Origin of the sequence: Pseudomonas sp. F1_0610, assembly GCF_047470865.1 — a bacterium.
In the GTDB taxonomy this organism is placed as follows: Bacteria; Pseudomonadota; Gammaproteobacteria; order Pseudomonadales; family Pseudomonadaceae; genus JAZDRH01.
Genome location: NZ_JAZDRH010000001.1, coordinates 181,825 through 195,508, shown reverse-complemented (window position 1 = coordinate 195,508; position 13,684 = coordinate 181,825). Strand labels below are relative to the sequence as shown.

Below are 13,684 nucleotides of genomic sequence, written 5' to 3'. Positions count from 1 at the left end.
TATTAATGGGCACCTAAGCTCAGTAGCTTTAATTCGCATTCTAAAAGAAACTCTAATGCTTCTATATGACGCAAGCTTTCATTCATATCTGCGCCCCAAGTATAAACGCCATGCCCGCGAATAATATAAGCCCAACAGTCAGGATGAGCGGCTAAATAAGGGGCTATTTGGGCGCAAAGTGAAAGCATATTTTGTGTGTTGTCAAAAATGGGAATAATTAATTCACATTCATGAGTGTTTATGCCAGAAAAGGCTTTTTGTAATTCATAACCAGTTAATCTAAGTTGCGTGGTTTTGCTCGCTAAAGAAATAACAGTAGCATTGATTGAATGCGTATGTAGTACAGCACCCACTTTAGGTCGTAGTTGGTAAAGCTGAGCATGCAGTAAGGTTTCAGCTGAGGGTTGCTTAGCTTGTTCTAGACTGTCTCCTTGCGCATTACAAAGCAAAATATCTGCTGCAGTGAGTTGTCCTTTATGTTTACCAGAAGCGGTCAGTAAAATATGTTGCTGATCTAAACGAGCCGAGTAATTACTACTGGTAGCAGGCGACCAGCCACGACTATACAAGAACTTTCCAGCCTCAATAATTTGCGTACTGAGTTGCTCACGCATTCGCATCATAGCTAGGCTCCTTTAAATAACGCGATAACAGCATAGCCGCAACTATTGCAGCTAAACTGCCTAATAAGAAGGTAATACTAGGGCTTAAACCTTTCCAGCTATAACCTGCATATAAAGCACCTAATGCAGCACCAGCACCTGAGGCTGAAACATAAAAAGCTTGCGCTTGCCCTTGTTGCTGGTTGGTAAAACTCCGTTGAATAAATTGAACTGCTGCCACATGAAAACAGCCGAAGGTAGCTGCATGTAACACTTGAATAAACAACAGCATCACCCAAGACTCAGCCCAATGACCTAACAGCACCCAACGTAAAGTCGCAATCATAAAGCTGCTTATTAATAGTGTTTTTAAACTACAACGCTCAAGCAAATAGGGCATGATTAAAAACAAGATAATTTCAGCGACTACACCTAAAGACCACAACCAGCCAATGGTATCTCGGGAATAGCCTAGCTGTTCAAGGTAGATACTAAAGAATGTGTAATAGGGACCGTGGGATAGTTGCATTAACGCAATGCACAGATAAAACGCAAGGATTGAAGGCGTTTTTACTGACTGCCAAATACTAGATGATGATGCACGTTGGCTGGTTGTGTGTTGTTTTTTATGGGGTACCCATAAGCTACTTAAGAAAATACCCAGCATGACACTAGTGACAGCGATAGGATAATAACTTAAGCCAAAATGCTTAAAGAGATAACCAAAGCTCACCACAACCACAATAAAACCAACAGATCCCCATAAGCGAATTTGACTGTAACGCCCTACTTGTTTGCCTAAATGAGCTAAAGTTATGGCTTCAAACTGGGGCAAAATGGCATGCCAAAAAAACGCATGCAAGACCATCACTAATGCCAGCCATGCATAACTTTGACTAATAAATATCAGCATGAAGCTGCAGAGCGTGAAAAAAGCCCCTAAGCGTACGATAGCTAATCGTTGTCCTGTTTTATCGCCTAGCCAGCCCCACAGATTAGGCGCAACACAGCGCATCAGCATAGGAATGGCAATTAATTCTCCTATACGCTCTGGACTAAACGCTAAATATTCTAAATACAGCGGTAATAAAGGTGCCGTGGCGCCTAACAGAGCAAAATAGAAAAAATAAAACCCTGATAAGCGCCTGTAAGGCAAAGGCGTAGGCATTTTATAGCTGAGGTAAAACCGGAGTAGCCACCTGAACATCAGCATTTTGTCCGCGCTGACGTAAGTAATGATCCAGCAGTACAATCGCCATCATCGCTTCTGCAATAGGTGTTGCTCGAATGCCCACACAAGGATCATGGCGACCTTTAGTGATCATTTCCGTTGCTTGTCCATCTACAGTGATTGAGCGACCGGGCGTAGTAATGCTAGAGGTTGGCTTAAGTGCTAAATGCGCCACTATAGGTTGGCCCGAGGAGATACCTCCTAGGATACCGCCGGCATGATTAGATAAAAAACCATCTGGAGTAAGTTCATCACGATGCTCTGTACCACGCTGGCTAACACTAGCAAAACCATCTCCAATTTCAACGCCTTTTACCGCATTAATACTCATCAAAGCATGTGCTAATTCAGCATCTAAACGGTCGAAGATAGGCTCACCTAAGCCAGGTAATACGCCTTCTGCTACTACAGTGATTTTTGCACCTACCGAGTCTTGGTCTCGACGTAGTTGATCCATATAGCTTTCAAGCTGTGGCACGAGTTCGTCGTTAGGGCTAAAAAAAGCGTTCTGTTCAACTAGCGACCAATCCTTAAAAGGAATTTCTATAGGGCCAAGCTGGCTCATATAACCACGAATCAAAATACCTTTAGTGGCAAGGTATTTTTTAGCGATAGCGCCCGCTGCAACACGCATTGCTGTCTCGCGAGCGCTGCTGCGACCACCACCACGGTAATCACGAATACCGTATTTATGATGATAGGTGTAATCTGCATGTGCGGGACGAAAAAGATCTTTAATCGCTGAATAATCTTTTGATTTTTGATCCGTATTGCGAATGAGCAACCCAATAGGACAACCAGTTGTTTTGCCCTCAAAAACACCAGAAATAATTTCTACTTCATCGGCCTCTTGACGTTGGGTTGTATGGCGGCTAGTACCTGGCTTGCGACGATCTAATTCTTTTTGTAAATCATCTACTGTTAGCTCCAAACCAGCGGGGCAGCCATCAATAATCGCCATTAGACCTGCACCATGGCTCTCACCAGCAGTTGTTACAGTAAATAATTTGCCAAATGTATTGCCTGACATTCGGTTACTCCAGCCTAAGTCCGATTAATAATTAAGATGACTTTGAAACAGTTCTTGATGCTGACGACACTGTGCTGCGGTTAACGCAAAAACCCCATGACCACCTTCATTAAACTCAAACCAAATAAAGTCAACATCAGGATAAAGTGCCTTCACATGCACTTCACTATTGCCCACTTCAACCACCAACAGCCCTTCTTGAGTTAAGTGATCGGCTGCTTCAGCTAGCATGCGCCTTACCAAGTCTAAACCATCCGCACCGCACTCTAAGGCCATACTTGGTTCATGTTTAAATTCTTCTGGCATTTCCAAGAAGTCTTCTGCATCCACATAAGGTGGATTACTTACAATCAAATCAAATTTCTGATTGGGTAAACCATTAAAACCATCACTTTGCACAGTGTAAACGCGTTCTTCTAAACCATGACGCTCAATATTGATATTAGCCACCTCTAACGCATCAAATGATAAATCACTCAAGACTATTTCTGCATCAGGAAATTCTTCTGCACATACAATGCCTATACAACCACTGCCTGTGCATAGGTCTAAAATACGCTCAGGCGTATGGGCAAGCCATGGAGTAAAGCGCTGAGCAATAAGCTCTGCAATAGGCGAGCGCGGCACAAGTACTCGCTCATCTACAACAAAAGACATGCCAGCATACCAAGCTTCGCCTAATAAATACGCTGTTGGAATGTGCTGTTCAATACGTTGTGCTAATAAACTACGAAGATGTGTATGCTCATCTTCTTCTAGGCGGCAATCTAGATAACTATCACTAATCGTAAAGGGTAAAGATAATGCCCCCAAGACTAAAAGACGGGCTTCATCGAATGCATTATCTGTGCCGTGACCAAAAAAAACATCAGATTGATGAAAACGTGTTACAGCCCAGCGGATATAGTCGCGCAGGGTTACAAGGTTATGAATGGTCACTGTGGGCTCCTTAAACGATAAGTCATAATTCTATCAGGGAAATCAATTAGATAAAGCTTTCATCACGGCCTTCTAACATATTTCGTTTAAGTAAAACATAAACAGCCCCTGCACCACCGTGGCGTGCTTGGCAAGATGTAAAACCAAGCACCTGTTCATGCTGGCGCAACCATGTATTCACATGACTTTTTAATAAAGGCACACGCCCATCTTTACGAGCGGCTTTACCATGGGTGATACGAACACAGCGGACTTCGAAACGACTGGCCTCAGCCAAAAACTCCCAGAGCAAACTACGTGCTTGATCAACTTTCATTCCATGCAGGTCAATACCACCTTCAAACTCAATCTGCCCTGCCTTGAGCTTGCGCATTTGGCTTTCTTGTACGCCGTCACGCGCCCAGTAAAGCTCTTCTTCTGAGCCAACATCCAAGACAAACTGATCAGACATGCCATCAACAATGCGTTCTGCTGTAGTATTGAGCAGTGCATTTTTTCGGGCTTGCATTAGTCGTTGCTTGTCTGCAGGTGATTTACCTGTATCTGCTTGATCAACCTGAATACGGCGTACGCCTTTCATCTGCTGAGTAAACAAAGAGAAATCATCATCGTCTTGCATATAGAGTGTCCGCTGATTTTAAAAGACTGCTCAGTTATAAATGGCTTATTAAAGATGTAGCAAAGGTCATTACAACATAAAAAAACGGAGCAAAAGCTCCGTTTTTTAATCAATCCCCAAGATATTACATCTTAGCAATCATTGCATCACCAAACTCAGAGCACGATAGTAATTTAGCGTCGCTCATTAGGCGCTCAAAGTCGTAAGTTACAGTTTTAGCTGCAATTGCGCCATTGATGCCTTTGATGATTAGGTCAGCAGCTTCAGTCCAGCCCATGTGGCGTAGCATCATTTCGGCTGAAAGAATCACTGAACCTGGGTTAACTTTATCTTGACCTGCGTATTTTGGTGCAGTGCCGTGCGTTGCTTCGAACATAGCAACGTTGTCAGATAGGTTGGCGCCTGGAGCAATACCAATACCGCCTACTTCAGCGGCTAGAGCGTCAGACAGGTAGTCACCATTAAGGTTTAGTGTTGCAATAACATCGTACTCTGCTGGGCGTAGCAGAATTTGTTGCAACATAGCGTCAGCAATAGCGTCTTTAACAACAACGTTTTTGCCTGTTTTTGGATTTTTGAACTGCATCCATGGGCCGCCATCTAGCAGCTCAGCACCGAACTCATCACGGGCAACTTCATAGCCCCACTCTTTGAAGGCACCTTCGGTGAACTTCATGATGTTGCCTTTGTGCACGATAGTTAAAGAATCACGATCGTTATCAACAACATATTGCAGTGCTTGACGAACTAAACGCTTAGTACCTTGCTCTGAAACTGGTTTGATACCAATGCCGCAGCCTTCAGTGAAGCGGATTTTAGTAACGCCCATTTCTTCAGTTAAGAATTTAATAACTTTCTGCGCTTCTGGAGAACCTGCTTTCCATTCAACGCCAGCGTAGATGTCTTCTGAGTTTTCACGGAAGATCACCATGTCTACGTCGCCTGGTTTTTTCACTGGGCTAGGAACGCCTTCAAACCAACGCACTGGACGTAAACAAACATAAAGATCTAGCTGCTGACGTAAAGCTACGTTGAGTGAGCGAATACCACCACCGACTGGCGTGGTTAATGGGCCTTTAATAGAAACAACGTAGTCGCGTACAGCGTCTAAGGTTTCTTGTGGTAACCAAGTGTCTTGGTCATACACTTGAGTGGCTTTCTCACCAGCAAATACTTCCATCCAAGAAATTTTGCGTTGACCGTTGTAAGCTTTCTCAACTGCTGCATCAACCACTTTGATCATTACTGGGCTGATATCTACACCAATTCCATCACCTTCAATGTAAGGAATGATTGGATTATTCGGTACGTTCAATGACATATCGGCGTTAACAGTGATTTTTTCACCGGCTGGCACTTGGATCTTTTGATATCCCATGCTGGACTCCGTCAATTAGGTGGACATGACCTACCAAACTGTTTATTTGGCAGGCGAAATTCCTTGGCTTGAGCGATATGCCCATCGCCTAAATGCGACTAAGCGCTATAAGAAATCAGTCTAAGTGGCTGAATTTCTTAGAATTGCATAACCTTGTCTGAAACAGGCATTGTAGTCAAATAAATGTAGCGCTACACATATACTACAACAGTCGTATGACTGAAAAGTTAAGCATAATAAATGCAAAGTTTGTGATCTAGGTATAGGCTTTCATTACTCAAATTAGTTCAGAGGCAACTTTATGCGTTTTTTACCTCATGTAACAGTCGCTACCATTATAGAGGATCAAGGAAGGTTTTTGTTGGTAAAAGAATTAATCAATGGTCGAGAGGTCTTTAATCAACCTGCGGGTCACCTTGAAGCCAATGAGTCGCTAATTCAGGCTAGCATCCGTGAAACCATGGAGGAAACAGGCTGGGAAGTTAAGCCTTTTGCTGTAACAGGTATCTATTTATATACGGCACCTGCTAATGCGGTGACCTATCAACGTGTGTGTTTTGCAGCTAAGCCAATTAAGCACCATACTGATGCGACTTTAGACGCAGGCATTCTTGGTCCCCATTGGTGCACTCGTGAGGAATTGCTTAGCCTAGAAGCACAATGGCGCAGCCCTATGGTTTTGCAGTGTATTGATGATTACCTTAATAAGCCTCATTACAATTTAGATGTTTTACGCTAAGTAGCTTACAGGCTTTTCTAATGTAATCTGCTAAACTATCTTTTTTCTTAAATTAACTCATAGATCATTATGTACAACCCAGCAACAACTCGCGTTATTGTCGGCATGTCTGGCGGCGTAGACTCCTCTGTATCAGCCCTTTTACTCATGGAGCAAGGCTATCAAGTAGAAGGCCTGTTTATGAAAAACTGGGAGGAAGATGACGGTACTGAATACTGTACCGCCAAGGAGGACTTGGCTGACGCTCAAGCTGTCTGCGATAAATTAGGCATTAAGTTACACACGGCTAACTTTGCAGCGGAATACTGGGATTTTGTTTTTGAACACTTTTTAGAGGAATACAAGGCAGGACGTACGCCTAATCCAGATATTTTGTGTAATCGCGAAATTAAATTCAAAGCCTTCCTCGACTACGCCAAAAGCTTAGGTGCAGATCTTATTGCCACTGGACACTATGTCCGTCGCCGCGATATTAATGGCCAAACACAGCTACTTAAAGGTTTGGATAACAATAAAGATCAAAGTTACTTCCTGCATGCTGTTGGTGGTAATGAAATTGGTCAATCATTATTTCCAGTGGGCGAATTAGAAAAACCAGAAGTGCGCGCCATTGCTGAAATGCATGGTTTAATTACCGCTAAAAAGAAAGACTCAACAGGCATTTGTTTTATTGGTGAGCGTCGTTTTACTGACTTTTTAAAGCAATACTTACCTGCTCAGCCAGGCAATATTGAAACCACTGACGGCCAGCTGATTGGTACTCATAACGGTTTGATGTATCACACTATTGGACAGCGTCAGGGCTTAGGTATTGGCGGCATGAAAAATGCAAATGATGATCCTTGGTATGTGCTCGCTAAAGATATGGTGCGCAATGTGCTTATTGTGGGCCAAGGTAACGAAAATCCTTGGTTATTTTCACGTACATTAACGACCAGTTCAATCATGTGGGTAAATCCTATTGAACTGACGCAGCCATTAAAGTTAACTGCCAAGGTACGCTATCGTCAGCCTGATCAAAGCTGCACTTTAGAACAAACTGCTACTGGTTATTTAGTTACCTTTGATGAACCACAAAGAGCCGTGACTCCAGGGCAGTCAGTCGTATTTTATGAGGGTGAAATTTGTCTAGGCGGTGGCATTATAGAAACCACAACAGCATGGGATAGCGAGATAAAACGACCATGAATAAGACCCAAGAACAGCTAACTGCATTAGCAGGTGTTTTTCAAGCAGCCTCTAGTGTTGATCATATTGCACAAGTTGGACAGATTCCTCCTGCTGTTCTGAGCACGCTATTAGGCACCTTGCTGATCCGCAATCCCCAAACAACCCTGGAGGTTTTTGGAGGAGATGATTTAAACTTACGTGATGGTTATAAAGCACTAAAGGGCGCTCTTAACCATGATCCTAACGAACTTCCACGAGAAGCGTTGCGCTATGCACTCTCTATTATTTCGTTAGAACGCCAACTGATGAAAAAACCAGAAATGCTCGCACTCATTGCCAAGCGTCTTGATCGTATAGAGCAGCAAGTCCAGATGTTTGGCATTACTCATGAAAATGTGATTGCTGCTATTGCCAGCCTTTACCAAGATACTATTAGCACTTTCCGTCAGCGCATACAGGTCCATGGTGAGGTGCGTTATTTACAGCAAGAGTCAACAGCAGCACGTGTTAGAGCCTTGCTATTTGCAGGAATTCGTTGCGCTATGCTATGGCGTCAGCTGGGCGGCCATCGCTGGCAGCTTGTATTTAGCCGCGGAAAGTTACTAGCTACTTTAAAACAGCGTTTTTAGTCAGTTTTAAGTCGAATAACGCTGCATTTAACCTAACGCCTGTTAGCTTAAAAAAATTACTCTTTGTAGAGGATAACCAATAATTAAGGTTAACTGTGCCTCTTTATTTTGCAGCTATTCACTAAGATGCCCTACTACCAATCAATAACAGATTGTCGTTACTGTGCTGTACGCTTAAAAGCCTACTTACCACTAAACCTTTATTTGCCAAACATTCTTTAAAATAAAGTATTTGCGCTGACATCTAACACCTTTGAGTTAACCATGGCCTTTTAATGTTAGGGTCGCAACTAAAGTTTTATAGGATTTTTTAGCCTAACATTGCAACTAAAAATCATTATACAGAAGCCTACTTCTTAGGTTTTTTTTAGCTATGCTAATAGCCAAACTCTCCCTTTTAAGAAGTCACTTATGAGAACCTCTCGTCCGTTTTTAGGTGCTGCATTTCTAGCCTTATCAGCATTACTCTTTGCTGCAATGGGCGTAGCTGTGCGTGAAGCTTCAGCTAATGTTAATAATGAAACCATAGTATTTGTACGCAATCTGGTTGGGTTTCTATTTTTTATTCCTATGCTCATGACAAAAGGCTTTACGCCTTTTAAAACACAAAAACTTAAATCTCATTTTTGGCGTGGTTTTTATGGGTTGGCTGCAATGTATTGCTTCTTTTATGCGATTGCCCATTTACCACTTAGCGACGCCATGGTATTCACTTATGCCGCCCCTGTGTTTATGCCCTTTATTGCATATTTTTGGTTAAAAGAGCCTTTATCTAAGCGTGTTTTATTTTTTTCATTATTAGGTTTAGTTGGCGTTTTATTGGTAGCCAAACCAAGTAATGCGTTATTTAACTTGCTTTCTTTGGTGGGGTTAGGCGCCAGTATCATGGCGGCTACTGCCTATGTTTCTATTCGCGAAATGAGTGATACTGAGCCAGCTTTTCGTATTGTTTTCTACTTTGCACTCTTTAGCACTTTATTATCTTCTATTCCGCTAATTTGGGCCTGGCAGCCTGTTAGCTCACAAAATTTATTATGGATGGGTATTGCAGGATTGCTCGCTGCTTTCGCACAGATAACCATGTCTAAAGCCTATACCCAAGCTTCACCTACGGTAATAGGCCCTTTTGCTTATAGTGCAATTATTTTTGCTGGCATTTTTGGCTGGATGCGCTGGAACGAGGTGCCTGATATTGCCTCAGTTTTAGGGGCATTACTCATTATTGCATCTAGCGTTTTAGCATTGGTTTACCGTAAGCGCTAACTCTTAATGGCTATTTGCTGTAGACTATAGCGCTTCCATTGATTAATCCTTTGCAAGAGATCGCACCATGCAGCTTTCCTCGCTTACTGCCGTATCACCTGTTGATGGTCGCTATGGCAGCAAAACGTCCGCACTTCGCCCTATTTTCAGTGAGTTTGGTTTAATTCGTAGCCGTGTTCACGTTGAAGTGCGCTGGTTACAGCGCTTAGCCGCGCATGCAGAAATCGGTGAAGTAACCGCTTTCTCGGCTCAAGCCAACGAATTACTAAACCAATTGGCAGAAAACTTTCAGGTCGAACAGGCTGAGCGCGTTAAAGAATTTGAGCGCACAACTAATCATGACGTTAAAGCGGTTGAGTATCTTTTAAAAGAACAAGCTCAGAAGTTACCAGAGCTTGCTAAAGTCAGTGAATTTATTCACTTTGCCTGCACCAGTGAAGACATTAACAACCTATCTCATGCACTTATGCTGCGTGAAGGTCGTGATAACGTACTATTACCATTAATGCAAAAAATAGCTGACAACTTACGCAAACTGGCTGTTGAGTTTGCGGAAGTGCCTATGTTATCACGCACCCATGGTCAGCCCGCGTCACCTACTACCATGGGCAAAGAATTAGCTAATGTGGTTTATCGCCTTGAGCGCCAAATTGCACAAGTAAAAGCTGTTCCATTACTGGGTAAAATCAATGGTGCTGTGGGTAATTACAATGCACACCTAAGCGCTTATCCAAACATTGATTGGGAGGCTAATGCTCGCGAATTTATTGAGGAAGATCTAGGCCTCGCTTGGAATCCTTATACGACACAAATTGAGCCACACGACTACATTGCTGAGCTGTTTGATGCCATCGCACGTTTTAATACTATTTTGATTGATTTAGACCGTGATATTTGGGGCTACATCTCCCTTGGTTATTTCAAACAAAAAACAGTAGCAGGTGAAATTGGCTCATCAACCATGCCGCATAAAGTCAACCCAATTGACTTTGAAAACTCTGAAGGCAACCTTGGCATTGCTAATGCCATCTTCCAGCATCTTGCCAGCAAACTACCTGTTTCACGTTGGCAGCGCGATTTAACAGACTCTACCGTACTACGTAACTTAGGTGTAGGCTTTGCTCACAGCGTGATTGCCTACGAAGCCTCGTTGAAAGGTATTAGCAAACTAGAACTCAATGCGGCGCGCTTGGCAGAAGACTTAGATCATTGCTGGGAAGTGCTTGCTGAGCCAGTGCAAACCGTAATGCGTCGCTATGGTATTGAAAATCCATATGAAAAACTTAAGGATTTAACCCGCGGCAAAGGCATTAGCGCCCAAGCTTTATTGGCATTTATAGATACACTTGATTTACCCGAATCAGCCAAAATTGAATTGCGCGCACTGACTCCAGCAAACTATATTGGTAATGCTGTGGCTCAAGCTAAACGCGTTTAAATTGTATTAGCCTAGTATGAAGCGCCCAGCCTTTGCTGGGCGTTTTTATCTTTATAAATTATATGCGGAATCAATCACTTGTCTAACTTTTCTAATACTCCACTAGAAGTACTGGGTGGGATGACTGCTGAGGTTTTTTTGCGTGATTATTGGCAAAAAAAACCATTATTAATTCGAAATGCATTTCCTAACTTTCAAAGCCCTCTTGATGCTAATGAGTTAGCAGGCTTATCGCTAGAAAGTGAAATAGAATCACGTATTATAATTGAACATGGTGAAACGCCATGGCAGCTTTTGCATGGCCCCTTTGAAGAACAAACCTACGAAAATCTGCCACCATCGCATTGGACTTTATTGGTTCAAGCAGTTGATCAGTTCATTCCTGAAGTTGCTGAATTACAAGAGTCATTCCGTTTTCTTCCTAGCTGGCGGATTGATGACGTAATGATTAGCTATGCCACTCAAGGTGGTGGTGTTGGGCCACATTACGATAATTATGATGTATTTTTACTGCAAGCGGCTGGACAGCGCCGTTGGAAAATTGGTCAAGCATGCAATAGCCAGAGTGCACTATTAAAACATCCAGATTTACGTATCCTAGAACACTTTATGGATACCGATGAATGGGTTTTATCGCCTGGCGATATGCTCTACCTCCCTCCTTGCCTAGCCCATTGGGGAATCGCCGAAGATGACGAATGCATGACCTGGTCATTAGGTTTTAGGGCACCAAGTAGTGCTGAAATTATTACGCACTATACTGATTTTGTTGCCCGATTTTCTCCTGACGAGGACCGTTACAGCGATAGTCAAATGACGCTGGCGACTAATCCCGCGGAAATTCGCAGCGAAGATATCCAGCGCTTACGTGCACTGATTAATGAACAGTTAAATGATGACCGTTTATTGCTTACGTGGTTTGGGCAGTTTATGACCGAACCAAAATATCCTGAACGAGTCCAAGCCTGTGACGTTGAACAAGATGAAGTTACTCAAGCGCTAATAGAGGGGGCATTGATCTTACGCAACCCAAGCGCACGTTTTGCTTGGAGTACAATCCGTTTAGAAAAAGATGTACCAGCAGCCCTACTTTTTGTTAGTGGAAATAGTCGACTTTTTTCTGCTCACTTAGTTGAATTGCTAAAACTAATCTGTTCGGATGATCCTTTGCATCTAACTAATCTACAACCATGGCTAGAAGATGATGAGGCGCTCACTTTGATCAGCGAATTAATAAAGCAAGGCAGTTTGGAGTTTGCCGATGAAGAATAATAACTTAACCCTGCGCATTGCTGACTGGCACCGCGATAATGCAGACTTACGCCGTATTCGAGAAGCCGTATTTATTCGCGAGCAAGGCATACCACCTGAGCAAGAATGGGATGCCGATGACTTAAGTGCAACACACGTCTTAGCCTTTGAAAACGACTTTGCAGTGGGCACTGCACGCCTGCTTGCTAATGGTGAAGTTGGCCGCGTGGCCGTGCTAAAAGAATGGCGTGGTCTGCATATTGGCGAAGCTATTATTGAAAAAATTTTAGAGGCCGCCCAGCAATTAGGTATCGATCAACTGTCTTTGCACGCACAAACACATGCTGCAGGTTTTTATGAGCAGTTTGGTTTTCAAATCGATGGTGATGAGTTTATTGAAGCAGGTATTTTGCACGTCAACATGGTGCGCAAAGCCTCTTAAATTTTGTAGGAACTAACTATGCTGAAGAATTCGCTCTTAGCGTCATCATTGTTAATTGGGCTAGCTCATTTTGCCTTAGCGGCAACAGAGGTAGTGCCATTAAATTATCGTAGTGCTGCGGATCTAGAGCCCATTCTACAACGCTTAGCTGGCGATCAAGCTAACATTGCCAGCTATGGTAATCAGCTGATTATTTCTTCAGACGATCCTCGCAAAATGGCTGAAATCAAACGCCTTATCAGCGACTTAGATACAGAACCTAAACAACTATTAATCACCATTGACCGAACAGGTTCAGGCCAGACTTACGAACAAGACTACGCTGTTAAAGGTCGTGTTGAGCTAGGCAATTCTCATGTGGAAATTGGTTCTGGAACGCAAAATCGCCTATCACATAACTCACGACTAACGAACTTACAAGGTAGTCAACAATTTCGTACTCTTGAAGGCTCAACCGTCAATATTACAAGCGGCATGCAACGCCCGCAGGTAACAGAAGTATATAAAGACAAATATGGACGCATTATCGAACGCAGGCAAAACTATAGCCAAGAACAAGGCTTACGTATTACCGCCAATGTTCAAGGGCAGCAAGTTACGCTAACAGTTGATGGCAGTTATTTATCTCCTCATTCCAACACAGATAACGTACAAACAGGTAGTATTAGTACCCAATTAACTGGGCGCTTAGGGCAATGGTTTGAGTTAGGCAAGCTAAGTACCCAGCAACAGTATCAAGGCCAAGCAATTAATGAATATCAGCAAAATTCTGACCAAAGTAGTATAGGCATACGCGTCAAAGTAGAGCTGACAAACCAGTGACTGATGAGTTTCTACGACTTTCTTGTAGTGTTCTAAAAAAAACACTACAAAATGATTGACGAAAGGATTTTCACAGCGCATTATGAATCCCGCTCCCGCTAGCCAGAGCCTCTTGAATGGGTCTCCTAGAT

At 43.0% G+C, this 13,684-nt stretch carries 14 protein-coding genes; 8 read left to right on the top strand and 6 right to left on the bottom strand.

The window, feature by feature from the left end; translation table 11 throughout:
* Window positions 1–2 precede the first annotated feature (2 nt).
* The 6 genes from VQ643_RS00910 to icd all read right to left on the bottom strand — a co-directional run bounded on the left by VQ643_RS00910 (window position 3) and on the right by icd (window position 5,799).
* On the bottom strand, window positions 3–623 hold the full coding sequence (locus VQ643_RS00910; RefSeq protein ID WP_414197341.1) for a methylthioribulose 1-phosphate dehydratase: 621 nt from the start codon (window positions 621–623) through the stop codon (window positions 3–5).
* On the bottom strand, window positions 607–1,770 hold the full coding sequence (locus tag VQ643_RS00905) for an MFS transporter (protein WP_414197339.1): 1,164 nt from the start codon (window positions 1,768–1,770) through the stop codon (window positions 607–609). Before VQ643_RS00905 ends, VQ643_RS00910 begins: the two co-directional genes overlap by 17 nt.
* Before the next feature lies 1 nt (window position 1,771).
* The gene (gene aroC / locus VQ643_RS00900) at window positions 1,772–2,863 is read right to left on the bottom strand and encodes a chorismate synthase (protein ID WP_414197337.1); all 1,092 of its coding nucleotides are present in this window, start codon (window positions 2,861–2,863) and stop codon (window positions 1,772–1,774) included.
* A gap of 24 nt (window positions 2,864–2,887) precedes the next feature.
* Entirely contained in the window at window positions 2,888–3,802 is a 915-nt protein-coding gene (prmB, locus tag VQ643_RS00895; RefSeq protein ID WP_414197335.1) for a 50S ribosomal protein L3 N(5)-glutamine methyltransferase, read from the bottom strand.
* Window positions 3,803–3,848: 46 nt separating this feature from the next.
* A complete protein-coding gene (locus tag VQ643_RS00890; protein ID WP_414197334.1) occupies window positions 3,849–4,421 on the bottom strand; it encodes a Smr/MutS family protein in 573 nt (190 codons plus the stop codon).
* Between the two features lie 124 nt (window positions 4,422–4,545).
* Window positions 4,546–5,799, bottom strand: coding sequence for an NADP-dependent isocitrate dehydrogenase (gene icd / locus VQ643_RS00885; RefSeq protein WP_414197333.1), 1,254 nt, complete (start codon window positions 5,797–5,799; stop codon window positions 4,546–4,548).
* 301 nt (window positions 5,800–6,100) lie between these two features.
* Here icd and VQ643_RS00880 point away from each other — a divergent pair, with 301 nt between their 5' ends.
* From VQ643_RS00880 to VQ643_RS00845, 8 genes are all read left to right on the top strand, one after another.
* Window positions 6,101–6,538 carry an NUDIX hydrolase gene (locus VQ643_RS00880; protein WP_414197332.1) on the top strand — a complete coding sequence of 146 codons (438 nt, stop codon included), beginning with the start codon at window positions 6,101–6,103 and terminating at the stop codon, window positions 6,536–6,538.
* A gap of 69 nt (window positions 6,539–6,607) precedes the next feature.
* The gene (mnmA, locus tag VQ643_RS00875) at window positions 6,608–7,726 is read left to right on the top strand and encodes a tRNA 2-thiouridine(34) synthase MnmA (protein ID WP_414197330.1); all 1,119 of its coding nucleotides are present in this window, start codon (window positions 6,608–6,610) and stop codon (window positions 7,724–7,726) included.
* Complete coding sequence (gene hflD / locus VQ643_RS00870) at window positions 7,723–8,337, top strand: high frequency lysogenization protein HflD (RefSeq protein WP_414197329.1); 615 nt, start codon at window positions 7,723–7,725, stop codon at window positions 8,335–8,337. Before mnmA ends, hflD begins: the two co-directional genes overlap by 4 nt.
* 411 nt (window positions 8,338–8,748) lie before the next feature.
* Complete coding sequence (locus tag VQ643_RS00865; RefSeq protein ID WP_414197327.1) at window positions 8,749–9,600, top strand: DMT family transporter; 852 nt, start codon at window positions 8,749–8,751, stop codon at window positions 9,598–9,600.
* A 67-nt stretch (window positions 9,601–9,667) separates the two neighbouring features.
* Window positions 9,668–11,038, top strand: coding sequence for an adenylosuccinate lyase (gene purB / locus VQ643_RS00860; protein WP_414197326.1), 1,371 nt, complete (start codon window positions 9,668–9,670; stop codon window positions 11,036–11,038).
* A gap of 120 nt (window positions 11,039–11,158) precedes the next feature.
* Entirely contained in the window at window positions 11,159–12,310 is a 1,152-nt protein-coding gene (locus VQ643_RS00855; protein ID WP_414197441.1) for a JmjC domain-containing protein, read from the top strand.
* Window positions 12,300–12,731, top strand: coding sequence for a GNAT family N-acetyltransferase (locus VQ643_RS00850; protein ID WP_414197325.1), 432 nt, complete (start codon window positions 12,300–12,302; stop codon window positions 12,729–12,731). The genes VQ643_RS00855 and VQ643_RS00850 overlap by 11 nt, the downstream gene beginning before the upstream one ends.
* An 18-nt stretch (window positions 12,732–12,749) precedes the next feature.
* Window positions 12,750–13,553 (top strand): secretin N-terminal domain-containing protein, encoded by an 804-nt coding sequence (locus tag VQ643_RS00845; RefSeq protein ID WP_414197323.1) that lies wholly within the window; start codon window positions 12,750–12,752, stop codon window positions 13,551–13,553.
* Window positions 13,554–13,684: the final 131 nt, after the last annotated feature.

What these genes read in the sequence shown, in the direction of transcription:
- VQ643_RS00910 (WP_414197341.1), bottom strand. Translation starts at nt 623, where the DNA reads ATGATGCGAATGCGTGAGCAACTCAGTACGCAAATTATTGAGGCTGGA.
- VQ643_RS00905 (WP_414197339.1), bottom strand. Translation starts at nt 1,770, where the DNA reads ATGCCTACGCCTTTGCCTTACAGGCGCTTATCAGGGTTTTATTTTTTC.
- aroC (WP_414197337.1), bottom strand. Translation starts at nt 2,863, where the DNA reads ATGTCAGGCAATACATTTGGCAAATTATTTACTGTAACAACTGCTGGT.
- VQ643_RS00890 (WP_414197334.1), bottom strand. Translation starts at nt 4,421, where the DNA reads ATGCAAGACGATGATGATTTCTCTTTGTTTACTCAGCAGATGAAAGGC.
- icd (WP_414197333.1), bottom strand. Translation starts at nt 5,799, where the DNA reads ATGGGATATCAAAAGATCCAAGTGCCAGCCGGTGAAAAAATCACTGTT.
- VQ643_RS00880 (WP_414197332.1), top strand. Translation starts at nt 6,101, where the DNA reads ATGCGTTTTTTACCTCATGTAACAGTCGCTACCATTATAGAGGATCAA.
- mnmA (WP_414197330.1), top strand. Translation starts at nt 6,608, where the DNA reads ATGTACAACCCAGCAACAACTCGCGTTATTGTCGGCATGTCTGGCGGC.
- hflD (WP_414197329.1), top strand. Translation starts at nt 7,723, where the DNA reads ATGAATAAGACCCAAGAACAGCTAACTGCATTAGCAGGTGTTTTTCAA.
- VQ643_RS00865 (WP_414197327.1), top strand. Translation starts at nt 8,749, where the DNA reads ATGAGAACCTCTCGTCCGTTTTTAGGTGCTGCATTTCTAGCCTTATCA.
- purB (WP_414197326.1), top strand. Translation starts at nt 9,668, where the DNA reads ATGCAGCTTTCCTCGCTTACTGCCGTATCACCTGTTGATGGTCGCTAT.
- VQ643_RS00855 (WP_414197441.1), top strand. Translation starts at nt 11,159, where the DNA reads ATGACTGCTGAGGTTTTTTTGCGTGATTATTGGCAAAAAAAACCATTA.
- VQ643_RS00850 (WP_414197325.1), top strand. Translation starts at nt 12,300, where the DNA reads ATGAAGAATAATAACTTAACCCTGCGCATTGCTGACTGGCACCGCGAT.
- VQ643_RS00845 (WP_414197323.1), top strand. Translation starts at nt 12,750, where the DNA reads ATGCTGAAGAATTCGCTCTTAGCGTCATCATTGTTAATTGGGCTAGCT.